Raw genomic sequence first — 25,716 nt, 5'->3', positions numbered from 1 at the left:
CGATGAGGCTGGTCAGCCGGCGCGCCCGCGCGCAGTGGCCGTTGCTGGCAACCCTCCTCGGGGTCGTCACGATCGGCGCGACAGTGCTGGGTACCTGCACCCTGCTGGTCACCCGCACCGCCGAGCGGGCGCTCGAGGTCGCCATGGCCCACGCCGCCCCCGCCGCCGTCGACGTGACCGTCTACACCGGCGCCGTCGAGGGCCGGGACACGCCGTCCGTCGCCGCCGACACCCGCAGCGTGGTGACCTCCGCCCTCGTACCCTTTCCGGCGACGACAACCGCGCGGGCGTCGACGGTGCTGCGGGCGCTGCCGCCCGCGCTCGCCAAGGGCACCACCGTCGGAGCCCAGGCGTACCTGTCGGGGCTGGACGACCTGCCGACCCGAGGCGAGCTGGTCACCGGACGCTGGCCACAGGACCCCGGCGACGCGGTGCTGCTGGAGTCCACCGCACAACTGCTCGGCCTCACCCCCGGTCGCCGGGTGCGCCTCGGCGCCGAGCTGGCCCACGCGCCCGTCCCGGCCATCGACGTGCTCGTCGTCGGTGTGGTACGCCCGCTGCCGGCGCGCGGCTGGGACCGCGACCCGCTGGCCGCGGCGGGCTCCGCCACCGGCTACCGGGACGGCCGCTTCATGCAGCCGGTCAACGCCTACGGCCCGTTCCTCGTCGACCTCGCCGACCTGGTCACCACAGGTGCCACCGTCGACCGGATGGAGGTCACCGCCCATCCGGACCTGTCCCACCCCAACCGTCACGACCTGGAGACCGTGGCCGGGGCCGTCCGCAACGCCGACCGCCGGCTGGCCGGCACCCTCGGCGACCGCGTCCAACTCGCACGTGTCTCCTCCGAGCTGCCGGCGACCCTGCGGTCCGCCGACGACCAACGGCACGTCACCGCCGCCGTCGTGCTCGCCATCGCCGTGCTCGGCGGTGTCCTGGCCGCGACGGCACTCGTCCTCGCCGGCCGGCTGACCACGGGCATCCGCGCCGACGAGACCGCCCTGCGGTCCGCCCTGGGTACCAGCCGTCGTCAACTCGCCTCCACCGCGACACTCGAGGCCGGGCTCCTCGCCGCCGTCGCGGCCGCGCTCGCGATACCGGCCTCGTCGGCCCTGCACGCCGGCCTGACCCACCTGCCACCGCTGGACGGCGCCGGCCTGACCGTCCGGCCAGCCGTCACCGGTGCCCAGGTCCTCGCGGTCGTCGGCGGCGCGCTGGTGCTCGCCGCCGTACTCACCGTCCTGGCGATCCGACCCGTCCCGGCAGCCGGCGACCAGCGCACCCGCCGCGAACTGCTGGCCCGTTCCGGCACCGACCTGCTGCTCGCGGCATTCGCCGCCGCCGGATGGTGGCAGCTGTACGCGCAGCCCACCGCCGCCAGCCCACGCGCCGACGCGGTCCGGGTGCTCGCGCCGGCGCTGCTGCTCACCGCGGGCGCCGCCCTGGCTCTCCGGGTGGTACTGCCGGCCCTTCGCGGCGCGGACCGGCTGGCGTACCGCGCCCGCGGGCTGGCACTTCCGCTGGCGGTCTCCGAGGCCGCCCGCCGGCCCCAGGCGGTCGCCGCCGGGCTGCTCGTCGGCCTGGCCTGCGCGGCCGGAACCTTCGGCCTCGCCTTCGACAACACGTGGCACCAGTCGCAGCGCGACCAGGCCGCGCTCTCCGTCGGCACCGACCTGGCACTCACCGTCAGCACGGCGCCGGTGGCCGGAGAGGGCGCGGTCGTCAGCGCGGCCACCGCGGGGACCGTGAGCCCGGTCCTCCACCGCGGTACCGCCGTCGGTCAGTGGCTCGGCAACGCCGGCGATGCGCCGCGCCTGATCGCCGTCGACACCACCCGCGCCGACGCGCTGCTGCGCGGGCGGCTGGACAGCGACCGCGGATGGGCGGACGTGGGCGCCGCGCTGGCGCCACGCACCCGGGTCACCGGCCTCGCCATTCCGGCCGGCGCCCCGCTCGTCCTGAGCGGGACCGCCGCCGGCGACACCCCGCTCGCCGTGACGCCCCGGCTGCTGCTGCAGGACGCCAGCGGCCTACGCACGTCCTGCACCGGTCCCGCCGTACCGCTCGACGGCCAGGAGTTTCGGCTGCCCGCCTGCGCGACCGCTGACGGGCTGCGCCTCGTCGCGGTCGCCCTGCCGGTCACCACCGACGAGGTCGGCGGACCCGTCGCCGTAGCCGTCACACTCACCGTGCCGCCCGCCGGATCGGCGGAGAGGCCGACTGACGGATCCGATTGGACCGCCACGTCGGCGCCGCCGATCCCGAGCAAGTTGAGCGACCTGACCGTCGGGGTGTCCGCCACACCGTCGGGAACCGCGCTGCGGATGGCCGCGACCGTCGAGCTCAGTGGCGCCGAGGACGCCGCCCGGACCCTCGTCGCCACCGCCTTCCCGGACCCCGGCCCGGTGCCCGTAGCCGTCTCCGCCCGCTTTGCCAGCGAGGTCGGTGCCGAGAGCGGCAGCCAGCTCAGCGTCACCGTCGGCATCACGCCCGTCCCGGTCGTCGTCACCGAGGTCGTGCCGTCCGTGCCGTCCGCCCCCGGCGCCGTCGCCGTCCTGGCCGACCTGGACACGCTGTCCCGCGCGCGCGCCGTCACCGGCGACCTGACGTTCCCGGTCGACGCCTGGTGGGTCGGCCACCCAGCCGGTCCCGATGCCGCCGAGCGGGCCACCGCCCTGCACCTGGGCACCGTCGCGACCCGGGAGGCGGAGACCGCCCGCCTCATCGGCGGTCCGCTGAGCGCCGGGCTGCCGGCCGCGCTCCGGCTCATCGTCCCGGCCGCGGCCCTGCTGCTGCTCGCCGGCGTCGTCCTGCACGTCACCTGTGATCTACAGGTCCGCGCCGTCGAGGTGGCGCGGCTGCGCGGCCTGGGAATGTCCCGGCGCGACATCCGGGCCGTGCTGCTCGGCCAGCACGCCGGCGTTCTGCTGCCCCTACTCGCGTCGGGCGCGGCCGTCGGCGCGCTCGCCACCCGCATCGTCGCCCCCCTGCTCGTGCGCTCCGACACCGGCGCCACACCCGTCCCCGCCACCCAGCCACACTGGCCGTGGCCAGCCGAGGCGGCACTCCTCGCCGTACTGCTGGCCGGATGCGTGCTGGCGGTCACCGTTGTGGTCACCGTCCAGGTCCGCCGGGCCGACGCCGCGCACCTGCGGGTGGCGCCGTGAACCGGTGGCTGACCCGCCGGCTGCCGGCGCTGCACTGGCCCAGCATCCGCGGCCGTGGCCGTACCGACTCCGGACCGCTGCTGCTCACCGCCGCCGTCATCGCGGCCGTCGCGCTGCTCGCCGGGGCCGCGCCGGTGCTGCTCCGCGCCGCCGCCGACAACGCCGTCCAGGACACGGTCCGCCGCGCCGGCACCGACTCGAACGTCCTCGTAGACGCCAACTGGGAACGCGACGACGGGCCGACCGGCGGGCGGGTCCGGATGCCCAGCCTCGCCGAGGCCCTCGACACCTTCCGTGCCCGGGCGACCGACGCGCTCGGGCCCGACCTGGACGCCGCGCTGCTCCCGCCCATCGCCGCTGTCAACGGCCCGATCCTCAACATCACCGACGGCAGCGTGCCGCGTACCTTCCAGTTCACCTACCTGGCCGGCGACCTCGGCGGCCCGGACGTGGCCTGGATCGCCGGCAGCCCGCCCGGCCCCGCCGTCTCCGACGAGTACGTCGAGACCCCCTACGACGGACCGCCCTGGCCGGTGCAGGTCGGCCTCTCCGAGGCGGACGCCGCCGCGCTCAACCTCGGCCCCGGCGATCGAATCTCGGTCAAGGACGGCCACGGTCGTGACCGAGACGTCCGGATCAGCGGGATCTACCGACCCGCGGACAGCGCCGACCCGGCCTGGCGACTCGCCCCGGCGCTACTGCGCCCCGTGCCCGGCGCCGACGGCGTGGGAACCACCCGGTTCGCCGGCCTGCTGTCGCGCGAGTCGTTACCGGACGCCCGGCTCGCCGTCGACGAGGACGAACTGCGACGCACCGTCCACTTCGCACCCGTTCCCGACGCGCTCACCTGGGACGCCACCGCCGCGCTCGCCAGCCAGGTGGTCAAGCTCAAGGCAGCCTCCGGCTCCTCGATCGACCGCGACGAGTCCCTGAAGTGGGAGTCGCAGCTCGACACCGTTCTGCGCGACGCCAGTACACGGAACAGCGCCGCTTTCGCACAGGCCGCCGTCCTGCTCGCCGGGGTGCTGACCGCCACGGTACTGGTCCTGCTGCTCGCCGCCTACCTGCTGGTCGGCCGCCGCACCCCGGCGCTGAGCGCCGCCCGGCAGCGTGGGGCGGCGCTCCCCGACCTCGGTGCGGAACTGATCATCGAGTCCACACTCGTGTCCCTGTCGGCCGCCGCCGTCGGGCTCGCGCTCGCCCGCGCGGCCGCTCCGGGCGTCTCCTGGACCTGGGCCGTCCCCGTGGTCCTGGCCGGTGCCGTCGCCGGGCCGGCGTTCGGCACCCTCGCCGCCGCCCGCGCCAGCCGCGACCGGCGCCAACCCGCCAACCAGGCCGCTCGGCGCTGGATCCGGGCCACCGGCCAGCTGCGCCGCGCCGCAGTGGAGGCCGCTGTCCTGATCGCCGCGGTCGCCGCCTTCGTCACACTGCACCAGCGCGGGCTCCTGCCCGTCGCCTCCGACGGCGACACCGGTGAGCTGAGCGGCGACCTGATCCTGCCGATCAGCGCCGTCGCCCTGGGCGCGCTCGTCGGCGCGCTCGTCCTGCTCCGGCTGGTGCCCCTCGGGGCACGGTTCGCACTCCGACAGGCCCTGCGCTCGCGCCGCCCGCTGGCCGTGTTCGGTGCCGCCCAGGCGGCCACGACTGCCGGGCGCGCGCTGCCGCTGCTGGTTCTGGTCAGCACCACGGCGCTCGCGTCGTTCGCGCTCATCCTCGGCGCCACCGTCACCCGGGGTATGGCCGACGGCGCGTGGAGCACCGTCGGCGCCGACGCCCGCCTCGACGTCGGCGCCGACGCCGACACCGCCACGCCCGCACTCGCCGAGCGCATCGCCGCCGCACCCGGGGTAGGGCAGGTCGTCGTCGCGCAGGTGACAGACTCGGCCCGCGTCTTCAGCGAAACGACACTGCTCACCCCGCGCCTGGTCATCGTGGACACTGCCGCGTTCCAGCGCCTGCTGGCCAGCACTCCGCTGCCCGACGCGCCGGCGCTGGCCCGGCTCACGGCACCCGGTCCCGGCACCGGGGACGTCCCAGCGCTGGTCCGATCGGGCGACGGCGAACTGCGCACCGGCACGCGGCTGCAGCTACCCCGGGAGGACGCCCCGGCGATCCGTCTCGCCGCGGTCGGTACCGCTCCCTCCGTCGACGGCGCCACCGACGTCGTCATCGTGGACGCCGCGGCCCTCGCCGACGCCGGGCTGCCCACCGTTCCGAACACCGTCTGGGTGACCGGCCCCGGCGCGGCGCGGGCCGTGGCGAACACCGGTGTCGCCGCCGACGTCGTGCTGCGGGCGGACGTCCTGCGGGCGCAGCGAGTGGCTCCGCTGACCGCAGGGCTCCTACGGCTGGCGTGGACGGCCGCCGCGGTGCTGCTGGCGCTGGGGTTGCTCGGCCTCACGCTCGCCGCCGCCGCCGGTGCGTCGCAACGGTGGCAGACCCTGACCCGGCTGCGGACCCTCGGCCTGCGGCCACGCGACGTCCGCTGGGTCGCCGCCGGAGAGCTGCTGCCGCCGGTAGTGGTCGCCGCGGTGTGCGGCCCGCTACTCGGTGCCCTGCTCGCACGCCTGACGCTCGGCCCGCTCGACCTGCGGCTGCTCACCGGCCAAGCCGCCGACCCGACGGCGGTCCTGCCGTGGTGGCTGCTGGGCCTGGTGAGCGTGGCGCTGCTGGCGGTGGCCGCCACGGTCGTACCTGTCGAGTCGGCGCTGCGGCGACGCGACCGGCTGAGCGAGGTACTCCGCGCCGGGGAGTAACCGGCTACTGGCAGGTGCCTGGCGACCAGGTCGCGCTCGGCCGAATCACCTCGGACGAAGCAGAAACATCGAGACCCGTTACCGATTTCCGGTAACGGGTCCGCTGATCTGTGGATGAAGCTGGTGGGCGATACTGGGTTTGAACCAGTGACCTCTTCCGTGTCAAGGAAGCGCGCTCCCACTGCGCCAATCGCCCGTGGCGGCCCCGTGGGGCACATCGCGAGCGGACGACGGGATTCGAACCCGCGACCCTCACCTTGGCAAGGTGATGCGCTACCAGCTGCGCTACGTCCGCACGTCCCCGACAACCGCCGGCGACAGGTGAACTCTACCCGATGCCAAGATCGCTTGGCGCGGCACCCTTGGGCGGTCGCGATTGCAGCGGTCGGCAGTGGGGTACTAAAGACCCTCGACAGCGCACCACACCCCCTTAAGGAGGCTGTCGTGGGTATCGGCACCAGCATCTTTCTGATCGCGCTCGGCGCGATCCTCACCTTCGCCCTCGACGCCAGCGTCGGCGGCATCAACCTCGACGTGGTCGGCTGGATCCTGATGGGCGCCGGCGTGCTCGGCCTGATCATGACCACGCTGATCTGGAGTCGCCGCCGCCAGGTCGTCACCACCACCGAGCAGCCGGTGGAGTACCAGCGGGTCGAGGAGCGGCGGGACATCGCGCCTCCGATGTGACCCGACCATTTTTCACCGCTGGCGGAGCCGGCACATCAACGTGGTTCCGGGCCGGCCGCCGCGCCAGAGGCGGCCGGCCCGTCCGCTCGAGCCGTTTCCGCTGGCCGAGAGGGGTGCTGGCCCCGCGTTACGATCCGGATCATGGAGTCTCTCGACACGGTGCTGGCCGCGCACCGCGCGTACCTGCTCGGCTGGAACATCGGCGTCGCCGGAGGGCCGGACCTCCCGACCTACCGCAGCGAGGTGCCGCACGCACCCCTCAACGGCGTGTTGCGGGTGGTCGGGCGCACACCGCAGGACGCGCTGGCCGAGGCCCGGGAGCGGCTGCACGGCGTACCCCGGATCTGGTGGGTTGGCCCGGACAGCGACGCCGGCACCGCGGCCGGCCTGACCTCCCTCGGCGCGGTGGAGGTCGCCCGCATGCCGATCATGACGGTGGGGATCGGGGAGGCGGCCGATGTTCCGGCTCCCGCCGGCGTGCACATCGCCGAGACCACCGACCTCGCCGCGTTCGTTCCGGCCTATGCCCGGGTGTCCGGAATCCCGGCGGACGGCGTGGCGGCGACGATCGAACGGGAGAAGGCGTTCACCGGCGACGGCACCGTGCTCCGGCTGGTCGGCCGCCTCGACGACGGTCGGGGCATCGCAACGGCCGTCGCCTGGATCAGCCACGGTCTGGTGACGCTCTACTTCGTCGGCACCCAGCCCGAACAGCGCCGCAGGGGCATCGGCGCGGCCATGACCAGGGCCGCCCTCGATCTGGCCTGCGAGCGGGGTGCCCGCACCGCCGCCCTCACCTCGTCGACGGTCGGCGAGTCGGTCTACCGCGGCCTCGGTTTCCGGCCGGTGGGCGAGTTCCGCCTGTTGACCTTCTGAGAGCGAGTGCGCGCGGCCCCATTGACTACGGAGTTCAGACAGCGTTGTCTTTTACTGGCGCCTGGGGAGGTACGACAGTGATCGACGATGTGTCCCTCGTGTTCTGCGTGACCGCTGACGTGTCGGTGCGCGAGCGGATGGTCCGGCGCCTGGACGGCCTCGGCACCCTGGTGATCTGCACCGACCTCGCGGAGTTGCAGGCGATGATCGGCGGGCCGATCATCAGCGGGACGGCGCGGGTCGCCACCGCCCCCACCGCGTCCGCGACCGCCCCGGCTCCGGTCGCCGTCGACCCTGCCACAGTCGCCCCAGCCGTCGGCGTGGCCGGCCGGATCAGCCTGGGTGACCTCACCATCGACCCGCTCGACCACCGGGTGACGTGGCGCGGAGAACCTCTGGCCCTGACCCGACTCGAACGCAACCTGCTCACCCAACTCGCCACCGCACCGGTCGGAGTCTGGACGTACGAGAGGCTCTTCGAATCGGTCTGGGGCTGCGCGTTCCTCGGCGACACGTCGATCCTGCACTCGGCAGTGAAGCGGTTACGTCGCAAACTGCGCGACGCCGACGACACCCTGCGCGTGCACACCGTGCGGAGCATCGGCTACCGGCTCAGCGTCGACTGATGACGTGGCACCACAAGCGAAACGGCTCGTCACCGGGTCTTCCGGTAACGAGCCGTTCTCCTCTGGTGGGCGATACTGGGTTTGAACCAGTGACCTCTTCCGTGTCAAGGAAGCGCGCTCCCACTGCGCCAATCGCCCGTGCTTGTTGCCGAGGTGGGGACGGGATTTGAACCCGCGTACACGGCTTTGCAGGCCGTTGCCTCGCCTCTCGGCCACCCCACCGAGGTTGCCCCCGTCATACGTGGCGGCAGCTCCGAGCGGACGACGGGATTCGAACCCGCGACCCTCACCTTGGCAAGGTGATGCGCTACCAGCTGCGCTACGTCCGCACGCCCCCGGACGTTCCCGGGTGACGGATGAGAACTTTAGCCGAGCCGGTGTTTGACTGCCAACTCGGGGTCGCCTCGGCGCGTCTCGGGTGGCCGGGGCTGGGCCGGGGCTGGACCGGAGCCACTCCCGGCGAGCTTCCTAGGGGGCTGATCCGCTGCCCGAATGCGGCGCCGATCGTTACCCTCCGACATCACTAGGCAATGATCGTCATCATCACGTCGCATGGCCGACCATCGACGTCTCCGCTCCCTGGCACCGGGCAGCGGACCTCGACGAACACTCCCCCTGGAACGACCGACGGCACCCGGAGGAAGTGTCCGGCTTCCGACTCTCACTGCGCGGATCGGCGCGTGGTGGTAACTGTTCGTGTTCAGTCGGATGGGCTACGGTAACGGTCGTGACGAGACGTGCGGCCGAGATCCGCCTGGATGCCCTGCTGCGCACCGCCTGTGACGTGATCGTGGAGCGCGGTCTGGCCAACACCCGGACGGCGGACGTGGCGAATGCCGCGGGCGTGAGTCAGGCGTTGGTTTTCTACCACTTCGCCACCAAGGAGCGGCTGCTCGCGCAAGCCTTCGCGTACGCGGTCGAACAGGACCTGGCCCGACTGGACGTGGTGACCCGCTCCTCGGCCCCACCGCTGACCAAGCTCCGCCGGATCCTCAAGCTCTACACCCCGGCCGGGCGGGCGACCTCCTGGTCGATGTGGATCGACGGCTGGTCCGAGTCGCTGCGTACCCCCGAGTTGGAGAAGGTCTCCCGCCGGCTCGACCTGCGCTGGCGGCAGGACCTGGCGGCGGTGATCACCGCCGGGGTGGCCGACGGCACCTTCCAGTGCGCCGACCCCGACGGGGCCGCCTGGCGGATCAGCGCGGTGATGGACGGCCTTGCCGTCCAACTCGCCGTGCACGACCGGGTGATCTCCCGCCGGCAGTTCGGCGAGTGGGTCCGGCTGGTCACCGCCCGAGAGCTCGGCCTGGACCTGACCGATCTGGACTGAGCTGGGTGACCAGCGCCGATCCCCCGCACCAGGCCGGGCAAAACGGGCTCGGCCCGCCCCGCCGACCGGAACAATCGGCAGCATGGATCTCCTGGACGCGTACCGCCGGAGCCTGGCCGAATTCGTCGACCGGGTGGACCAGATCGAGCCCGACCAGTGGTCCGATCCGACGCCCTGCTCGGACTGGGACGTCCGCACGCTTGTCAACCACGTGGTGACCGAGGACCGGTGGAGCGTTCCGCTGCTCGCCGGCCGGACCATCGACGAGGTCGGCAACCGGCTCGACGGTGACCAGCTCGGCGCCGACCCGATCGCGACGGCGCGGGAGGCCGCCGCGCAGGCCGAGATCGCCGCCACCCACCCCGGCACGATCGACCGCACCGTGCACCTCTCCGGTGGCGACACCCCGGCCACCGAGTACCTCCAGCAACTCCTCGCCGAGCACCTCGTGCACGGCTGGGACGTGGCGGTGGCGATCGGCGCGCAGCCGCGGCTCGACCCGGACGCGGTGCACGCCGCCGCCCAGTGGTTCGCCGGCCAGCTCGACACCTACCGGCGCAACAACCTGGTCCACACCGGCGTACGGGTGCCCGACGAAGCCGACGAGCAGGACCACCTGCTGGCCGCGTTCGGTCGCGACCCCGACTGGGCGCCAAGCCCCTGAGCAATCTCGATCTGTTGGTGCGGTAGCGGCTCAGGACCTTGCCGTGACCTTGGGAGACTGATATCCACAGATGCGCATGCGTCATCGCGCAGCTGTGGTCGGCGACTCGCCGGCCATCTCGCTCCCACGAGGAGGTCCCGTGCCACAACCGGAGTGGTCACCCCCGATGAGCCGGCGTCGACGCCGGCTCATCGCCATCCTGGCGACGACGGCGACGGTCGCCGCGCTGCTCCCCACCGGCGTGAGCACCGCGGCCCCCACCGGCGGCGCGGCGTCCGCCGAGCGCCGGTCAGGGCCGTTCGCCGAGGGGCACGCGCCCGCCGACGCCGACAACCGCACCGGTACGGCGGCACCCGACGCCCGCCAACGCGGCCTGGCCCGCGCCGTCGACCCCGACGTCCGGTGGAACCGGCTCGGCACCCCGCAGGCGCTCGGCCCCGGTCGCACCCCGCTCGCCAGCGGACTGCCCGCCGACCCGGAGGCCGCCGCCCGCGCGTACCTGGCCTCCAACCGCGACCTGTTCGGTATGGACGCCGCCGCGGTGGCCAGCATGGAACGGGTGCTGGTCCGGCCGATCGGCAGTGGCACAGTGGTCACCCTCCGGCAACGCTTCGGCGACCTGCCCGCCGGGCCGGACGGCCTCGTCACCCTCGCGGTCGCCGGCGGTACTGGGCTCTCGGTCAGCTCCTCGTTGGCCCGGAACACCGGCGCGCCAGCGCCGGCCACCCGCACCGCAGAGCAGGCGTACGCTGCCGCGCTCGCCGACGCCAGGCTGACCGCCAGCGCGGTGGCCAGCCACACCATCCGATCGGTGGCCGTGCCCACCCCGCTGGACGGACCCCGGGCCGCCTACGAGGTGACCATGATCGGCGCGGACACCGAGCATCCGGCAGCGTTCACCAGCTACGTCGATGGCGGCACCGGGCAGGTGCTGGTCCGTGAGGACCTCGTCGACTTCGACTCCGACAACCCGAGCTGGGCGGTCTTCCCGGCCAGCCCGCCCCGCGACCTCGGGCCCGGGCAGGATCCCCGGGTGCGCTGGTGCGGCGACCCGACCCCCGGTTGCCAGGCGGCCTTCCGCGACCCGGCCACCGGCCAACCGTGGGACGTCGACGCGGCCACCGGCACGCCGACCTTCACCTCGCGCGGCAATTCGGCCAACACGGTGTTGTCCTGGGGCGCGAGCACCCCTGTCGTTCCGGCACCCACCAGCCCGGAACGCCGCTACGAGTACCCCTTCACCGACCAGTGGCACCAGGCCCGGTGCAACCCGGGGGTGTTCACCTCCGCCCAGCGCAACGACGCGGACGCGTCGATCGCCAACCTCTTCGCCATGCACAACCGGATGCACGACTGGTCGTACCAGTTGGGCTTCACCGAGTCGGCGTGGAACCTCCAGGCGGTCAACCTCACCCCGTCCGGGCTCGGCGGTGACGCCGAGCAGGGCCGTGCCCAGCAGGGCGCGCTGAGCGGCAACCGGAACAACGCCAACCAGGGCACCCCGCGCGACGGGCTGCCGCCGACCACGAACATGTACCTCTGGCAGCCGCAGGCCGGCGGGCCGTACCCGCCGTGCGTGGACGGCGACTACGACATGACGGTGATCGGCCACGAGTACACCCACGCGATCACCAACCGGATGATCGCCGGCCCGGACAGCGGGATCGGCGGCCACCAGGGCGGTGCGATGGGTGAGTCGTGGGGCGACCTGCTTGCCGCCGAGTACCTCTTCCAGCACGGTCTGCGCGCGCCCGGCGAGTCGCCCTTCGTCACCGGCGGCTACGTCACCGGCAACCTGGTCAGCGGCATCCGCAACTACGACCTGAGCCGCAGCCCGCTCAACTACTCGGACATCGGCTACAACACAGCAGGTCCCGCCGTGCACGCCGACGGGGAGATCTGGGGCGCCACCAACTTCCGGGTCCGCTCCGCCCTGGTCAAGCGGTACGGCCTCGGCACCCCGCAACGGCAGCTCGACTGCGCGCAGGGCAAGGTAGCGGCGGATCAGTGCCCGGGTAACCGGCGCTGGTCACAGCTGGTCTTCGACTCGTTCCTGCTGCAGGCCGCCAGCCAGGTCAGCATGCTCGACATGCGGGACAACATGCTCACCGCCGACCTGCTCCGTTTCGGCGGCGCGAACCAGGACCTGATCTGGGCCGAGTTCGCCCGCTCCGGCATGGGCCGGGACGCCGCCACCTTCGGCGCCGGCGACACCGACCCGACGCCGAGTTTCGCCTCGCCGCGCGGTGGCAACGCGACGCTCACCCTGCGCCCGCGCGGGGACAGCGCCGACGCGCCGATCCGGGTGTACGTGGGGGCGTACGAGGCGCGGGCCGTGCCGGTGGCCGACACCGACCCGGCGACGCCGATCCCGGACACCGTGGAGATGGTGGCCGGCACGTACGACCTGCTCGCCGTGGCTTCCGGCTTCGGGCACCAGCGGCTCAGCGTGGTCGCCAAGGCCGGTCAGGACGGGTACGTCGACCTGCGGATGAGCCGCAACCTGGCCTCCACCGCGTCCGGCGCCACAGTGACCGGCGACGGGGTCAACCTGGACCGGGTCGTCGACGACACCGAGGCGACGAACTGGGCCTCCCTGGACGGGGTGGCCGGCCGGCAGCTCACCGTGGCGCTGCCGGGCGACGCCCCGCAGACGGTCAAGCGGGTGAACGTCAGCGCGATGCTGCGCCCGGCGATCACCGGCGACGCCGACACGGGCGCCCAGAACGCGCTCAGTGCCCTGCGCTCGTTCGCGGTGTCGGCCTGCAACGCGACGACCACCGACTGTGCGGATCCGACGCGGTGGCAGCGCATCTACACCAGCGCGGGGGACGCGTTCCCCGGCGGGGCGTACCGGGCGTACAGCCGCGACATCAACCTCCGGACGTTCGCGGTACCCACCACCCTCGCCACCCACCTGCGGCTCGAGGTGCTGGCGAGCCAGTGCACCGGCGGCCCGAACTACGCGGGTGAGCAGGACGACGACCCGGCCACGACGACGGACTGCGCGACCGCCAGTCCGGCCCGGAGCCAGGTCAGGATCGCCGAGTTCCAGGCGTTCGCGAAGTGACACCGTGGGGCCGGCGGTTGTCCGCCGGCCCCACGGTCCCGACCAGCGGTCCGGACGGTAGCCGGAGTCGGCCACCACCGGACCGTTCCCAGCGCGGCCCTCGATCAGCGGTGCGCCCGCCGCCAGGGGTCGGCGACGGCCGGGCGCTCCCAGCGCCGGTCCACCGGGGTCTCGTCGGCGTCCCCGGCCCCGGCCCGGGTCAGGTGCCGCAGTCGCAGCAGCAGCCCCATCCCGAGGAAGAGCAGCAGCCCGCCGAGCAGGAACGCGACCTGCACCACGCCGAACGCGCCGGACTGCGAGACCGGGCGGCTGGCCGCCGGTGGCGCGGCGTCGGCCGGGTACTCCTCGACCGGCTCCTCGGTCGCCGTACTCTCGCCCTCGGTCGGCGTACTCGCGGATTCGGTGGGCTCCGGCGGGGTCGCCGGCGGCTTCGGTGTGGCGGTCGGGGCGCCGCCCACCCCCACCACCGAGCGGGTGGCGGTCTGCCGGGCCAGCAGGCGCAGGTTGGCGTCGTACGCCTCAGCGGCGAGGGTGACCCGCCCCTGGGTGACGTCCTCGTCGAAGGCCACCCGGTAGCGGGCCGTGACAGTGCGGCCTGGGCAGAGCGTGCCCGGGTCGAGCTGCCGGTCGGTCAGCCGGGCCACGTCACCCTCGGTACGGATCTCCAGCGGGAAGTCGCCGGCCTCCTCCACCCGGTCCATCTTCACCTGGTCGAGCCGGAGGCCCCCCTGCACGCTGAGCACCATCGACCAGCGCACCTTCGCGCACCTGGCCCGCCGGTCCGTCTGCGAGACCACCGCGGAGATCGTCCGCACCTGCTCACCGGCGGTGAACCGACCCGGCAGGCCGCTCATCTCGGTGGTGAAGGCCGCCTGTGCCGGGGCGGCCACGGTCAGCACCACCCCGGTCACGCCGGCAACCAACGCCCCGACCCGTAGCGCGTACCGCCACACGATCACCACCACCTCGCCTCTTCTCGTCGCTCCGGGGAAACGCTAGGAGGAAACGGGCGGGCCGGACAGAGGGGTGTCTTCGCAGCGGACGCCAAGGACAACTGGTGATTTCACCCAGAGTGGTGAACCGCTAACCCGTAGCGGCACACCGCAGCCTCGGACCCTCAGTGGGTCGCTGGCCCAGTCCACGAGATGAACCGTTCGAACATCTCGGCAGGCCCCGGTCCAGGGTTCGGGTTGAGTGCCAACAGATCAGCGGTCGCGTCGAACAACATCCCCGCCATGTAGACCGCGAGCCCTGCCCGATCACCCCGGTACTCCAAGCCGAGCAGTAGCCGCGCCGGCTGGCATGGCCAAGGGGCAGCGCACACCCGGCACAGCCAAATGGGCCGCATCGGGCGGTGCGGGCTGCCCAGCCAGCGCCGATCTTGCAGTTTCGGTCGTCGATATGCACGGAATGCCCTCTTTTGTCGCGACAGTAAACGCAAGATCGCGGAGCAGGGCAGGTCGCTCGCCCTAACGCGGCGTCCGTACATGCCGCGCGCCCGCGCAACGGTGCCTCCTCGACGCACCTCCGTGCGCCGTCGGGGACTGCCGGTGCGCGAGAATCGCCAGGTGTCCGAGCTCTCCAGCACGTTCGTCCGGCTGCACGCCCGACTGGCCCCGGTTCCCTTCGTTCCCGAGGTGCTGTTGCACCAGGCGGACGAGCCGATCGGGCTGTGGGAGCTGACCGAGGGCGAGTTCTCCAGCGACCGGCCGCCGCCGTTCTGGGCGTTCGCCTGGGCCGGCGGGCAGGCCCTCGCCCGCTACGTGACCGACCACCCGGAGCTGGTCGCCGGCCGCCGGGTGCTCGACCTCGCCTCCGGCTCCGGCCTGGTGGCCATCGCCGCCGCCCGCGCCGGCGCGGCGTCGGTGCGGGCCGTCGAGGTGGACGAGTTGGCGGTCGCGGCGGTCGCCCTCAACGCCGAGGCCAACGGGGTACGCGTCGACGCCGAGTTCGGCGACATCCTCGACGGCGACGCCGGGGACGCCGAGGTGGTGCTCGCCGGGGACGTCTTCTACAGCGATGCGATGGCCCGCCGGGTCCTGCGGTTCCTGCTGCGCGCCGCCCGGGCCGGCGCGCCGGCGCTCGTCGGCGACCCCGGCCGGGCGTTCCTGCCCCGGGACCGCTTCGACGAGGTGGCCGCGTACGACGTGCCGGTGCCGGAGGCGCTGGAGAGTGTGCGGGTGAAGCGCACCACCGTCTGGCGGCTGCGGGCCGGGCTGCCGGGGGCCTCCGGCTAGCGTGTCCGGGTGCTGTTCCGCAGCTGGGCGCAGGTTGCCGACCCCGCATGGCCGGACGTGGCCCGGGTGCCGGACCACGTCGGCGGCACCCACCTGGTCGTGACCCGGCACGCGCTGGTCCGCCAGGTCCTCGCCGACCCGGTCACCTACCGGCCGGACAACGCGCTGGACTCTGTGACACCGATGCCGGTGACCGCGCTGCGGGTGCTCGCCGGGCACCGGTTCCGGCTGCCGCCGACCCTGGCGAACAACTCGGGCGTCAGCCATCCGCAGATCCGGGCGATCGTCGCGGAGGCGTTGCATCCCGCCCGGGTCGCCGCGCAGCGGCAGTGGCTCACCGAGCTGGTCCGGGACCGGGTCGCCCGGATCGGCGCCACGCTCGACACCGGTACGCCGGTCGACCTGTACGCGGACCTCGCCGCCGACCTGCCGCTGCTGGTGTTGGCCCGGCTGGTGGAGTTGCCGGACGCACCGGTCGGCGCCGTCAAGGACTTCGCCCGCGCCGCGCTGGAGTTGTTCTGGGCACCACTGGACGCCGACCGGCAGGTGGCGCTCGCCGCCGAGGTGGGCCGCTTCCACCGCGTACTGCGTGACTTCGCGGCCGTCGGTGGCGGGTTGGCCGCCGAACTGCGCGCGGCCGGGCACGCGCCGGACGTGGTGGTCGGCGCGCTCTTCTTCCTGTTGGTCGCCGGGCAGGAGACCACCTCACAGTTCCTCACCCTGCTGCTGCACCGGCTGGCCGGCGAACACGCGGTACGGGCCGGCCTGCGCACCGGCGAGATCGCGGTGGCCGACGTGGTGGAGGAGGGACTGCGGCTGGAACCACCGATCGTCACCTGGCGGCGGGTGGCGACGACGGAGAGCACGCTCGGTGGCACGGCGGTGCCGGCGGGCAGCAGCCTCGTGCTGTGGCTGGGCCGCGCCGGTCGGGACCCGGCGGTCGTGGAGTCGCCGGACGAGTTCCGTCCGGGCCAGCCTGGATCACGCCGACACCTGGCGTTCGGGGCGGGCGCGCACCGCTGCGTCGGGGACGTGCTGGCCCGCATGGAGGCGGCCGTGGTGGTGGCCGAGGCCGCGCCGCTGCTGGACGGGGTGACGGTCCTCCGCCCGCCCTGGTGCCCGGACAATCTCACCTTCCGGATGCCGGACGCGTTCGTGGTCCGCCGCTCCCCCCGGGACACCGGGCTGACCGGATCCTGACATCAGCTCGGTATGTTTCCGGGCGTGTCAGCCATCCCCACCCGTCGGATCCCTGTCGTCGTAACGCTTCTGGCCCTGCTGGCGTTGACTGCCTGCACAGTCGGTCCCAGTCACCCGGCACACGCTCGGCAGGTCACAGTGGCCCAACCGACTCCGTCCGCCCCGGCGCCGACCCCCTCGGCCTCGCCGTCGGCGACCGCGAAACCGGCATTCAAGAGCCTGGCCTGGTACGTGTCGCAGGTGCCGACGTTTCCCGAGGCACCGCAGCCGCAACCGGTGGCGCTGCCCACCACCGGTTCGGCGGCGTTCTGGCATCGCCTGCCGACCGACCAGAAGGTCGCCTTCATCACCATCGACGACGGTGGTCTGGCCCGCCCGCCGGGAGTGATCGACTTCATCTGGGAGGCGCGTATCCCGGTGACGATGTTCCTCAACTCGCCGGCGGCGGCGGAGCACACCGACTACTTCCGGCAGATCGAGGCGGTGGGCGGGGTCGTGGAGAACCACACCATCTCGCACAACTCGCTGGCCGGCAGGTCGTACGACTACCAGAAGCAGGAGATCTGCGGCGCCGCCGACAGGCTGGAGGGGCTGTTCGGCAAGCGGCCCACCCTGTTCCGGCCACCGTTCGGCGAGCATGACAGCACCACGCTGAAGGCCGCCCACGACTGCGGCGCGAAGGCGGTCTTCCACTGGACGGAGACCGTCCACGAGGGGAAGGTTCGCTACCAGACCCCGGAGAAGGTGGTCCAGCCCGGCGACGTGCTGCTCATGCACTTCCGCCCGGCGCTGATGGACGACCTTCTCGCGGCGTTGAAGGCGATCCACCGGGCCGGGCTCACCCCGGCGCTGCTGGAGCAGTACGTGCAGTGATCACCCCGCCACCGACCTGACGAAAGTCAGGGGTGGGTGGTGCCGTTCGGGCGGGGCGGGATGGCAGGTCGCGCGCCTAGCGTCAGCGCATGATCACATTACGTGGGTTGACGAAACGGTTCGGCTCGACCGTCGCCGTCGACGCCCTGACCGTCGACATCGCCCCCGGCCGGGTCACCGGCTTCCTCGGCCCCAACGGCGCCGGCAAGTCCACCACCATGCGGATGATCCTCGGGCTGGACCGTCCCACCGCCGGGCAGGCCCTGGTCGGCGGGCGCGCGTACCGGGAGTTACGCCGGCCGCTGCGCGAGGTGGGCGCGCTACTCGACGCCCGGGCCATCCACCCGGCCCGGTCCGGCCGGGCGCACCTGCGGGCCATGGCGCACAGCAACGGCATCCCGACCCGCCGGGTCGACGAGGTCCTGGACACCGTCGGGCTGGACGGGCGGGCCGCCGGTAAGCCGGGGCGGACGCTCTCGCTCGGCATGGGCCAACGGCTCGGCATCGCCGGCGCGCTGCTCGGCGACCCGCCGGTGCTGATGTTCGACGAGCCGGTGAACGGCCTCGACCCGGACGGGGTGCGCTGGGTGCGGCAGCTGACACGCTCGTTGGCCGACGAGGGGCGGACTGTCTTCGTCTCCAGCCACCTGATGAGCGAGATGCAGCTCACCGCCGACCAGCTCGTGGTGATCGGTCGGGGACGGCTGCTCGCCGACGCGCCGATCGGCGAGGTGATCGCCCGCGGCACTGTCGCGGTCCGGGTCCGCAGCCCGCACCCCGACGGGCTGGCCGCGCTCGCCGCGCGCCTCACCGCCGGCGGGGCGACAGTCGAGGCGGCCGACCGGAACGAGCTGACCGTCACCGGCGTCACCGCGGACCGGGTCGGGGACCTGGCCCACGAGCTGGGGGTACGACTGCACGAGCTGAGCGCGCACGCCGCGTCGTTGGAGCAGGCGTTCATGGAGCTGACCGCCGACAGCGTCGAGTACGCCGGCGGTCCGACCGAGGGTGGGCAACGATGAGCACGCAGACCGACGCGGGCACGCGGTCCGCCAGCACGCCGGCCGCAGGTGCGCCGGCCACCTTCCGGGGGGCGGTGGCCGCCGAGTGGACCAAGCTCTCCTCGGTGCGGAGCACCTGGTGGACGACACTGGCCGGGCTGCTGGTGATGGCCGCGAGCGCCGGCCAACTGGCCATCTACGCGGCGAACGACAACACAAACGACGACCCCACCGACGACCGGGGGATCGTCACCGTCGGCAGCGTGCTGATCGACTCGGTCGAGCTGACCCAGTACGTGGTGCTGGCGCTGGGCCTGCTCGCGATCACCGCCGAGTTCACCAGTGGCACCATCCGGACCACGTTGCAGTGCACCCCGTCGCGCGGTCGCGTGCTGCTGGCCAAGGCCGCCGTCACGGGGGCGGTCACCTTCGCGCTCGGGCTGCTGCTCGGCGGCGTCGGTGCCCTGGTCGCCCGGCCGGTACTCGGCGAGTGGGGCAGCGCCCCGGCCGCCGGCACGATCGGCGACATCGTGGCGGTGGCGACCTACCTCGCGCTGGTCGGTGTGCTCGCCCTGGGCCTCGGCGCCGCGTTGCGCAGCGCGGTGCTCACCCTCACAGTGCTCCTCGCCACCCTGATGATCGTGCCGCTCTCCCTTCAGGAGCCGGACATCGACGTGCTGAACCGGATCGCCGACGTGTTCCCCGGCGTGGCCGGCGGGCACTTCCTGGCCGGCGACACCGAGCCGTACCCGAGCCTGGTCGGGCTGCTCCTGCTCGCCGGGTGGGCCGCCGCCGCGCTGCTGCTGGGCCGGGCCGCGCTGCGCCGCCGCGACGCGTAGGACGTGCGGTTGAGCGGGGGCCTTCCCGGCCCCCGCTCAGCCGTCGACAAGCCCCGCCTCGTACGCGAGGATCGCCGCCTGCACCCGGTTGCGCACATCCAGCCGGGTGAAGATGCTGGTCAGGTAGCTCTTCACGGTGCCCTCCACGAGGTGCAGCCGGCGGGCGATCTCGGCGTTGGAGAGGCCCGCCCCGACCAGGGCCAGCACCTCCCGTTCCCGCTCGGTCAGCCCGGCCGTCCGGTCCCGGGCGGCGGGTCGGCGGGCCAGCCGGCCAGCCCCCAGCTCGATCACCCGGCGGGCCACCCTCGGCGACAGGTACGCACCACCGTCGGCGACGGCGTGCACGCCCGCGATCAGCTCACGTGGGTCGCCGGCCTTGAGCAGGAACCCGCTGGCGCCGTGCCCGAGCGCCCTGGCCACGTGGTCGTCCTCGCCGAAGGTGGTCAGCATGATCGTCGCGGTGTCCGGCACGACCCGGCGGATCTCGGCGGCGGCGGCCAACCCGTCCAGCCGCGGCATCCGGATGTCCAGCAGCGCGACCCGGGGTCGGTGGGCACGGACCAACTCCACCGCCGCGTGCCCGTCGCCGGCCTCGGCGACCACCTCGATGCCGGGATCGCTGGCCAGGATGGCCCGGACACCGGCCCGGATCATCGCCTCGTCGTCGGCCAGCACCACCCGGATCGGCGGTCCCCCGGTCGTGTCGGTGTCCACTACGCGATCCACTCCTTGCTGACCAGCCGGCCATCGGTGAAACAGAGTCGCCAGGTCGGTGCCGCGAGGGGGAAGTTGCCGTCGGTGTAGTACTCGCAGCCGGCCCGGTTGATCGGTGTTTGGCGATCCAACTGCCGCCGGGGTAGCCCGACCAACTCGGACCGGGCCGCGCCGACGCGCATCTGGTCGAAGGTGGCCCGGTCCAGCACCGTCCCGGCGGTCGCCACCGGGTAGTAGACGAACGAGAGCACCAGGGCGAAACCGACCGGGGCGACGAGCGCCACCAGCAGGCTGCGCCGAACCCGCCGCCGGGCGTCGTGCAGCCGCCGCTCGGCGTCCACCGGCCGCTCCACCGCGCCGGGCCGCTCGTCGGACCAGGACGCAAGCCCGGCCTCGGCCGCCGACCCGATCGCCTCGGACGCCGCCGCGGTGGCCGGCAACACCGCCCGTACGGCGAACCCGCCGTCGGCCCGGTGGCCGGCGTCGAGCGTCCCGCCGGCGAGGCGGACCCGCTCGGCGAGGGCGAGCAGCCCACTGCCCTGCGAGGGCGGAGCGGGCAGCGGCCCGGCCGGCGGAGCCTCGTTGACGACTGTCACCTCGACCCGGTCGCCGTCGCGGCTCAGCCGCACGTCGACCGGGGCGCCCGGCGCGTACCGGGCGGCGTTGGTCAGCGCCTCCCGGACGATCCGGTGCGCCGCGTGACCGGTCATCGCCGGTAGGTCCGCGACCGCCGGGGCGGCGTCCAGCCGTACCGCCATGCCGGCCTCCCGGGCGCCCTCGACCAGGTCGGCCACGGTCTCCCCGCTCGGACGCAGCGACGCGCCAGCCTCCTCGCGGAGCACCCCGATGATCTCGTGAAGTCGTTCGGTGGCGGCGGAGACGCTGGCCCGCAACTCCCCCGCCGCGGCCCGGTGCCGGTCGTCCAGGTCGGCGGCGACCTCCAGGGCTGCGGCGCGCAACGCGATCAGGCTGAGGTCGTGACCGAGCGAGTCGTGCATCTCCCCGGCGATCCGGGCCCGCTCCCGCAGCCGGATCCGTTCGGCGGTACCCCGCTGCTCACGGGTCAGCGCGTCGACGTGCCGACGACCGGCGTCGGTCAGCTCCTGCTGTTGGCGGCGGTACCGACCGACCAACCAGGGGAACACCGCGGCGAAGAGCAGCACCGAGGCGAGCAGGAACCAGGTGGCCGCGCCCGCGCCGAGCAGCCCCAGGTTGAGCGCCGTGCCACCGGCTGTGATCAGCACCAAGACCATGATCGCCGGACCCACTGTGGCGCTACGCCGCCCGGCGAGATAGCTGAAGACCGGAATGGCGAACACGAAGTTGCCATCGACCAGCGACCCGAGCACCGCCAGCACCAGGGCGACCAACGGCTGACGTCGACTCGCCACCACCGCCACACCGAGCAGCAGCAGCTTGCCGACCAGCAGCGGCAACGTGTACCGCGAGTGGGGCGGGCTGGCCTCGGCGTAGCCGACCGGGGCGGCCACCACCGCCCAGAGCAGCACGTCCAGCAGCAAACGGCGCCGCCGGTGCAGCCAACCCGGCGGCGGGGAGTCGAGGATCCGCACGGCGGTCAGGCTACCCACGCCCGACCTACGCGGACACCGACGAAAGTCAGGTGTTCAGCCGCTCTCCTCGGCCCAGACCCGCCAGTCGTCGAGCACCCCGTGCAGCGCCGGGGTGAGCCAGCCCGGCGCGGAACGCCGGAACACACCCGGGTCCATCGCGCCCGCGCCGTCGGGCAGCGCGCCGAGCAGGTTCGGCACCAGGTCGGTGAGGTTCGTCCAGTGCACCAACTCCGGCCTGGCCGGCCAGGCACCGATCACCACACCGGCCGGCACCGCCCGACGGTCCAACGCCTCCAGGGTCAACGCGGTGTGGTTGAGCGTGCCCAACCCGGCGCGGGTGACCACCACCGCGGGCGCTCCCAGCGACACCGCCAGGTCCGCCATCGTCCACGGCTCACCCGACGGCCGCAGCCCCATCGGAACCAGCAACCCACCCGCGCCCTCGATCAACACGAGGTCGTGCTTGTCGGCCTCCGCACGCACGGCGTCCACCGCCGCGTACAACTCCAACGGCGGCAGATCGGCGACCCGCGCCGCAGCCAACGGGGCGAGCGGATCCGGATAGCTGGCCAGGGTCCGACCGGTCAGCGGCGCGGCCAGCCGGTTCACCGCGTCCACGTCGCCCGGTTCGCCGCTGGCCGTGCCGGTCTGACCTGGTTTGACCACCGCCACCCGCAGCCCGGCAGCCTGCGCGGCGGCCGCGATCGCCGCGGTCACCACCGTCTTACCGACCTCGGTGTCCGTCCCGGTAACCAGAACCGGCCCCGCCCACCCGGTCACAGCAATACCTCGGTTCGCGACTGCGGGGCTCGCAAACCCGGCTCACTCCTCGCGCTCACGGCGTCACCTCGGTTCGCGACTGCGGGGCTCGCAAACCCGGCTCACTCCTCACGCTCACGGCGTCACCTCGGTTCGCGACTGCGGGGCTCGCAAACCCGGCTCACTCCTCACGCTCACGGCGTCACCTCGGTTCGCGACTGCGGGGCTCGCAAACCCGGCTCACTCCTCGCGCTCACGGTGCACAGTCCACGATGACGTCCAGCGCCCGCTCGAACGCCGCCCGGGGCACCCCCGCGCTGACAGTGAGGCGCAGGCGGGAGCGGCTGTCCGGGGTGGATGGCGGCCGGAAACAGCCCACCGCGACGCCCCGGTCCCGGCAGTCCGCGGCCCAGGCGGTCGCCGCCTCCGGCCCGGGGGCGGTCACCGAGATCACCGCCGCGTCCGGGGCGGAGACGGTCAGCCCGGCCGACCGCAGTCGACCAACCGCCAGCCCCACCCGGTCGGACAGCTCGGCGCGCATGTCGTCGCCGGCCTGGGCGAGCCACAGCGCGGCGTGCACACCGGCGGCGACCGCCGGCGGCAGTGCCGTGTCGAAGATGAACGTGCGCCCGGTCTCGACCAGGTGCCGAACGAACTCGGCCGGGCCGGCGACAACGCCACCCGCGCCACCGAGCGCCTTGGACAGGGTGGCGGTGACCACCACGTCCGGCTCGCCGGCCAGCCCGGTCGCAGCCACCGCGCCCGCGCCGGCCGGGCCGGTCAGGCCCAGCGCGTGCGCGTCGTCGACCAGCAGCAGCGCGCCGTACCGGCGGGCCACCGCATGCAGCCGAGCCAGCGGGGCGAGGTCGCCGTCGACCGAGAAGACCGACTCGGTCACCACCACCGCCGGGCGGCCCGGAGCGGCAGCGAGCGCGGCGGCTACCGCGTCGACGTCGGCGTGCGGGGTGACCACCGTCTCCGCACCGGACAGGCGGCAGCCGTCGATCAGCGACGCGTGGTTGTGCGCGTCGGAGACGAGCAGCGTCCGAGGTTGGACGAGCGCCCGCAGCGCACCGAGGTTGGCCAGGTAGCCGGAGGAGAAGACCAGGGCGCCGTCGGTGCCCAGCCAGCGGGCCAGGTCCTCCTCCAGCGCCCGGTGCGCTTCGGTGGAGCCCCGCACCAGGCGCGAACCGGTCGCCCCCAGCCCGTATGCCGAGAGGGCCGCTGTGGCCGCAGCGGTGACCTCCGGGTGGGTGGCCAGGCCGAGGTAGTCGTTGCCGGCCAGATCGGTCATCTGATCGTCGGCGGGACGCGGGTGCAGTCGCCGGGTGAGCCCGGCCTTCGCCCGCAGCTGGGCGCGGCGGTCGAGCGCCGCCAGCCAGTCCGCCACCGTCACCCTCCCCCGCTGTGCGTGCCGGTCAGCCCGACACCCGCCGGGCGAAATTACCACCCGCCACCACCGGTCCGACGAATCCACTCGGTGTGAGCTGTCCACCAACTGCCAGGGCATTCCAGCTGATCGGGGGGCCTTGTAGGGTACGAGCCATGCCAGAGATCCTCGACCAGGCCCGGACCCAGGTCCTGGGTGACGGTGTCGGCCTCGATCAGGCCGGCGTCCTCGCCGTGTTGAACCTGCCCGACGAGCACCTACCCGCCGCCCTCCAGCTCGCTCACGACGTGCGGATGCGCTGGTGCGGCCCGGAGGTCGAGGTCGAGGGGATCGTCTCGCTCAAGACCGGCGGTTGTCCGGAAGACTGCCACTTCTGCTCGCAGTCGGGTCTCTTCACCTCGCCGGTGCGCTCGGTCTGGCTGGACATCCCGTCGCTGGTCGAGGCGGCGAAGCAGACCGCCGCGACCGGGGCGACCGAGTTCTGCATCGTCGCCGCGGTACGCGGCCCGGACGCCCGGCTGATGAAGCAGATGCGCGAGGGCGTCGCCGCCATCAAGGCGGCTGTCGACATCCAGGTCGCCGCGTCGCTGGGCATGCTCACCAAGGAGCAGGTCGACGACCTGGTCGACATGGGCGTACACCGTTACAACCACAACCTGGAGACCTGCCGGTCGTACTTCCCCAACGTGGTCACCACGCACTCGTGGGAGGAGCGCTGGGAGACGCTGCGGATGGTGCGCGACTCCGGCATGGAGGTGTGCTGCGGTGGCATCCTCGGCCTCGGTGAGACCGTCGAGCAGCGGGCCGAGTTCGCCGCGCAGCTCGCCGAGTTGAACCCGCACGAGGTGCCGCTCAACTTCCTCAACCCGCGCCCCGGCACCCCGCTCGGTGACCGACCGGTGGTGGAGGGCAAGGACGCGTTGCGGGCAATCGCCGCGTTCCGGCTGGCCATGCCGCGCACCATCCTGCGGTACGCCGGCGGTCGCGAGATCACCCTCGGTGACCTTGGCACCCGCGATGGTCTGCTCGGCGGCATCAACGCGGTGATCGTCGGCAACTACCTGACCACGTTGGGTCGACCGGCGACGGCCGACCTGGAGCTGCTGGACGAGCTGAAGATGCCGGTCAAGGCTCTCTCTGCCACGCTGTGACGACCATGACGACGACCCGGGTGTGGTGCGACAGGTGCGGTGAGCCGGAGACCGACGGCGCCCATCCGGGCTGCGCGTCGGCCCGCCGGTTGGAGCCGCCACGGTTCTGCCATTCCTGCCGCCGTCGGATGAAGGTGCAGGTGCTGCCTGTGGGCTGGTCGGCGATCTGCGTCGAGCACGGCGAGATCCGGGGCTGAGCCGATGCTGCGTGGGCGGGCGGTGACCCTGCGACCGGCGACGGTCGCGGACGTGGCGGCCCTCGCGGCGATCCGGGCCGACCCGGAGGTACGCCGGTGGTGGCGGGGTGGCGACGACCTGGCCGATTCCGTGCGCGCCGACCTCGCCGACGACGACCTGCACGTCTACGCCATCGAGCACGACGGCCGGGTGATCGGCGCGATCCAGTGGTACGCCGAGTCGGACCCGGACTACCGGCACGCCAGCCTCGACGTCTTTCTCGACCCGGCGGAGCGCGGCGCGGGCCTCGGCGGTGACGCCATCCGCACCCTGGCCCGACACCTGATCGACGAGTACGGCCACCACCGCTTCACCATCGACCCGGCCGCGGCCAACAGCGCCGCCATCCGGGCGTACGCGAAGGTTGGTTTTCGCCCGGTGGGGGTGCTGCGCCGTTACGAGCGCGGCGCGGACGGGCGCTGGCACGACGGCCTACTGATGGACCTGCTCGCCGACGACCTCACCGGCTGACCCGCCGGCTCGACGGCGCCCACCGCGGACGTCGCCGCAGATCTTGGACAGTTTCCGTTCGCGCGGAACGGAAACTGTCCAAGATCTCGAACGACCG

The 25,716-nt window shown here is 73.4% G+C and carries 21 protein-coding genes and 5 tRNA genes; 16 read left to right on the top strand and 10 right to left on the bottom strand.

Features of this window, described 5'->3' with window-relative positions:
* Positions 1 to 2 precede the first annotated feature (2 nt).
* Both KBX71_RS01440 and KBX71_RS01435 read left to right on the top strand, forming a co-directional pair.
* Positions 3 to 3,167, top strand: coding sequence for an FtsX-like permease family protein (locus KBX71_RS01440; RefSeq protein WP_210816122.1), 3,165 nt, complete (start codon positions 3 to 5; stop codon positions 3,165 to 3,167).
* A complete protein-coding gene (locus KBX71_RS01435; protein ID WP_210816121.1) occupies positions 3,164 to 5,923 on the top strand; it encodes an ABC transporter permease in 2,760 nt (919 codons plus the stop codon). Before KBX71_RS01440 ends, KBX71_RS01435 begins: the two co-directional genes overlap by 4 nt.
* Before the next feature lie 121 nt (positions 5,924 to 6,044).
* Here the strand turns inward: KBX71_RS01435 and KBX71_RS01430 are convergent.
* Positions 6,045 to 6,119: transfer RNA gene (locus KBX71_RS01430), tRNA-Val, on the bottom strand.
* A gap of 26 nt (positions 6,120 to 6,145) precedes the next feature.
* Positions 6,146 to 6,218, bottom strand: a tRNA-Gly gene (locus KBX71_RS01425).
* A gap of 149 nt (positions 6,219 to 6,367) precedes the next feature.
* Between KBX71_RS01425 and KBX71_RS01420 the strand changes: the two genes are divergently transcribed.
* The 3 genes from KBX71_RS01420 (at position 6,368) to KBX71_RS01410 (ending at position 8,112) form a co-directional block, all read left to right on the top strand.
* The gene (locus tag KBX71_RS01420; RefSeq protein ID WP_210816120.1) at positions 6,368 to 6,610 is read left to right on the top strand and encodes a DUF6458 family protein; all 243 of its coding nucleotides are present in this window, start codon (positions 6,368 to 6,370) and stop codon (positions 6,608 to 6,610) included.
* A gap of 141 nt (positions 6,611 to 6,751) precedes the next feature.
* A complete protein-coding gene (locus tag KBX71_RS01415) occupies positions 6,752 to 7,486 on the top strand; it encodes an N-acetyltransferase (protein ID WP_210816119.1) in 735 nt (244 codons plus the stop codon).
* A 119-nt stretch (positions 7,487 to 7,605) separates the two neighbouring features.
* The gene (locus tag KBX71_RS01410; RefSeq protein ID WP_307846925.1) at positions 7,606 to 8,112 is read left to right on the top strand and encodes a winged helix-turn-helix domain-containing protein; all 507 of its coding nucleotides are present in this window, start codon (positions 7,606 to 7,608) and stop codon (positions 8,110 to 8,112) included.
* A 63-nt stretch (positions 8,113 to 8,175) separates the two neighbouring features.
* Here KBX71_RS01410 and KBX71_RS01405 read toward each other — a convergent pair.
* The 3 genes from KBX71_RS01405 to KBX71_RS01395 all read right to left on the bottom strand — a co-directional run bounded on the left by KBX71_RS01405 (position 8,176) and on the right by KBX71_RS01395 (position 8,441).
* Positions 8,176 to 8,250, bottom strand: a tRNA-Val gene (locus KBX71_RS01405).
* 13 nt (positions 8,251 to 8,263) lie between these two features.
* Positions 8,264 to 8,334, bottom strand: a tRNA-Cys gene (locus KBX71_RS01400).
* A gap of 34 nt (positions 8,335 to 8,368) precedes the next feature.
* Positions 8,369 to 8,441: transfer RNA gene (locus KBX71_RS01395), tRNA-Gly, on the bottom strand.
* 398 nt (positions 8,442 to 8,839) lie between these two features.
* Between KBX71_RS01395 and KBX71_RS01390 the strand changes: the two genes are divergently transcribed.
* The 3 genes from KBX71_RS01390 to KBX71_RS01380 all read left to right on the top strand — a co-directional run bounded on the left by KBX71_RS01390 (position 8,840) and on the right by KBX71_RS01380 (position 13,176).
* On the top strand, positions 8,840 to 9,442 hold the full coding sequence (locus KBX71_RS01390; protein ID WP_124819829.1) for a TetR/AcrR family transcriptional regulator: 603 nt from the start codon (positions 8,840 to 8,842) through the stop codon (positions 9,440 to 9,442).
* A gap of 82 nt (positions 9,443 to 9,524) precedes the next feature.
* Positions 9,525 to 10,106: a TIGR03086 family metal-binding protein gene (locus tag KBX71_RS01385; RefSeq protein WP_210816118.1), complete on the top strand. Its 582-nt coding sequence runs from the start codon at positions 9,525 to 9,527 to the stop codon at positions 10,104 to 10,106.
* 139 nt (positions 10,107 to 10,245) lie between these two features.
* Complete coding sequence (locus KBX71_RS01380; protein WP_210816117.1) at positions 10,246 to 13,176, top strand: M36 family metallopeptidase; 2,931 nt, start codon at positions 10,246 to 10,248, stop codon at positions 13,174 to 13,176.
* Positions 13,177 to 13,280: 104 nt separating this feature from the next.
* On the opposite strand, the gene KBX71_RS01375 is transcribed toward KBX71_RS01380, so the two are convergent.
* Positions 13,281 to 14,141, bottom strand: a complete 861-nt coding sequence (locus KBX71_RS01375; protein WP_210816116.1) for a hypothetical protein — start codon at positions 14,139 to 14,141, stop codon at positions 13,281 to 13,283.
* A gap of 603 nt (positions 14,142 to 14,744) precedes the next feature.
* Between KBX71_RS01375 and KBX71_RS01370 the strand changes: the two genes are divergently transcribed.
* The 5 genes from KBX71_RS01370 (at position 14,745) to KBX71_RS01350 (ending at position 19,326) form a co-directional block, all read left to right on the top strand.
* Positions 14,745 to 15,413 carry a methyltransferase gene (locus tag KBX71_RS01370; protein ID WP_196927761.1) on the top strand — a complete coding sequence of 223 codons (669 nt, stop codon included), beginning with the start codon at positions 14,745 to 14,747 and terminating at the stop codon, positions 15,411 to 15,413.
* 9 nt (positions 15,414 to 15,422) lie between these two features.
* A complete protein-coding gene (locus KBX71_RS01365; RefSeq protein ID WP_210816115.1) occupies positions 15,423 to 16,613 on the top strand; it encodes a cytochrome P450 in 1,191 nt (396 codons plus the stop codon).
* Between the two features lie 24 nt (positions 16,614 to 16,637).
* Positions 16,638 to 17,486 carry a polysaccharide deacetylase family protein gene (locus tag KBX71_RS01360; RefSeq protein ID WP_307846907.1) on the top strand — a complete coding sequence of 283 codons (849 nt, stop codon included), beginning with the start codon at positions 16,638 to 16,640 and terminating at the stop codon, positions 17,484 to 17,486.
* Between the two features lie 89 nt (positions 17,487 to 17,575).
* Positions 17,576 to 18,508 carry an ABC transporter ATP-binding protein gene (locus tag KBX71_RS01355; RefSeq protein WP_210816112.1) on the top strand — a complete coding sequence of 311 codons (933 nt, stop codon included), beginning with the start codon at positions 17,576 to 17,578 and terminating at the stop codon, positions 18,506 to 18,508.
* On the top strand, positions 18,505 to 19,326 hold the full coding sequence (locus tag KBX71_RS01350) for an ABC transporter permease subunit (RefSeq protein ID WP_210816111.1): 822 nt from the start codon (positions 18,505 to 18,507) through the stop codon (positions 19,324 to 19,326). Before KBX71_RS01355 ends, KBX71_RS01350 begins: the two co-directional genes overlap by 4 nt.
* A 36-nt stretch (positions 19,327 to 19,362) precedes the next feature.
* On the opposite strand, the gene KBX71_RS01345 is transcribed toward KBX71_RS01350, so the two are convergent.
* From KBX71_RS01345 to KBX71_RS01330, 4 genes are all read right to left on the bottom strand, one after another.
* Complete coding sequence (locus tag KBX71_RS01345; protein ID WP_238658164.1) at positions 19,363 to 19,980, bottom strand: response regulator transcription factor; 618 nt, start codon at positions 19,978 to 19,980, stop codon at positions 19,363 to 19,365.
* Between the two features lie 59 nt (positions 19,981 to 20,039).
* Complete coding sequence (locus tag KBX71_RS01340) at positions 20,040 to 21,611, bottom strand: histidine kinase (RefSeq protein ID WP_307846906.1); 1,572 nt, start codon at positions 21,609 to 21,611, stop codon at positions 20,040 to 20,042.
* A 54-nt stretch (positions 21,612 to 21,665) separates the two neighbouring features.
* Entirely contained in the window at positions 21,666 to 22,397 is a 732-nt protein-coding gene (gene bioD, locus KBX71_RS01335; protein ID WP_210816250.1) for a dethiobiotin synthase, read from the bottom strand.
* Positions 22,398 to 22,623: 226 nt separating this feature from the next.
* Positions 22,624 to 23,760, bottom strand: a complete 1,137-nt coding sequence (locus KBX71_RS01330; protein ID WP_210816108.1) for an 8-amino-7-oxononanoate synthase — start codon at positions 23,758 to 23,760, stop codon at positions 22,624 to 22,626.
* A gap of 155 nt (positions 23,761 to 23,915) precedes the next feature.
* Between KBX71_RS01330 and bioB the strand changes: the two genes are divergently transcribed.
* Genes bioB through KBX71_RS01315 form a run of 3 tightly spaced genes read left to right on the top strand, consistent with a single transcriptional unit; the run spans position 23,916 to position 25,619 of the window.
* Entirely contained in the window at positions 23,916 to 24,911 is a 996-nt protein-coding gene (gene bioB / locus KBX71_RS01325; RefSeq protein ID WP_196927769.1) for a biotin synthase BioB, read from the top strand.
* A gap of 5 nt (positions 24,912 to 24,916) precedes the next feature.
* On the top strand, positions 24,917 to 25,108 hold the full coding sequence (locus KBX71_RS01320) for a hypothetical protein (RefSeq protein ID WP_124819841.1): 192 nt from the start codon (positions 24,917 to 24,919) through the stop codon (positions 25,106 to 25,108).
* A gap of 4 nt (positions 25,109 to 25,112) precedes the next feature.
* Positions 25,113 to 25,619: a GNAT family N-acetyltransferase gene (locus KBX71_RS01315; RefSeq protein WP_124819842.1), complete on the top strand. Its 507-nt coding sequence runs from the start codon at positions 25,113 to 25,115 to the stop codon at positions 25,617 to 25,619.
* Positions 25,620 to 25,716: the final 97 nt, after the last annotated feature.

This window comes from Micromonospora sp. D93 (assembly GCF_018070365.1).
Lineage (GTDB): Bacteria > Actinomycetota > Actinomycetes > Mycobacteriales > Micromonosporaceae > Micromonospora > Micromonospora ureilytica.
The sequence above is the reverse complement of the archived record's forward strand: the minus strand, read 5'-3'. Positions and strand labels throughout refer to the sequence as shown.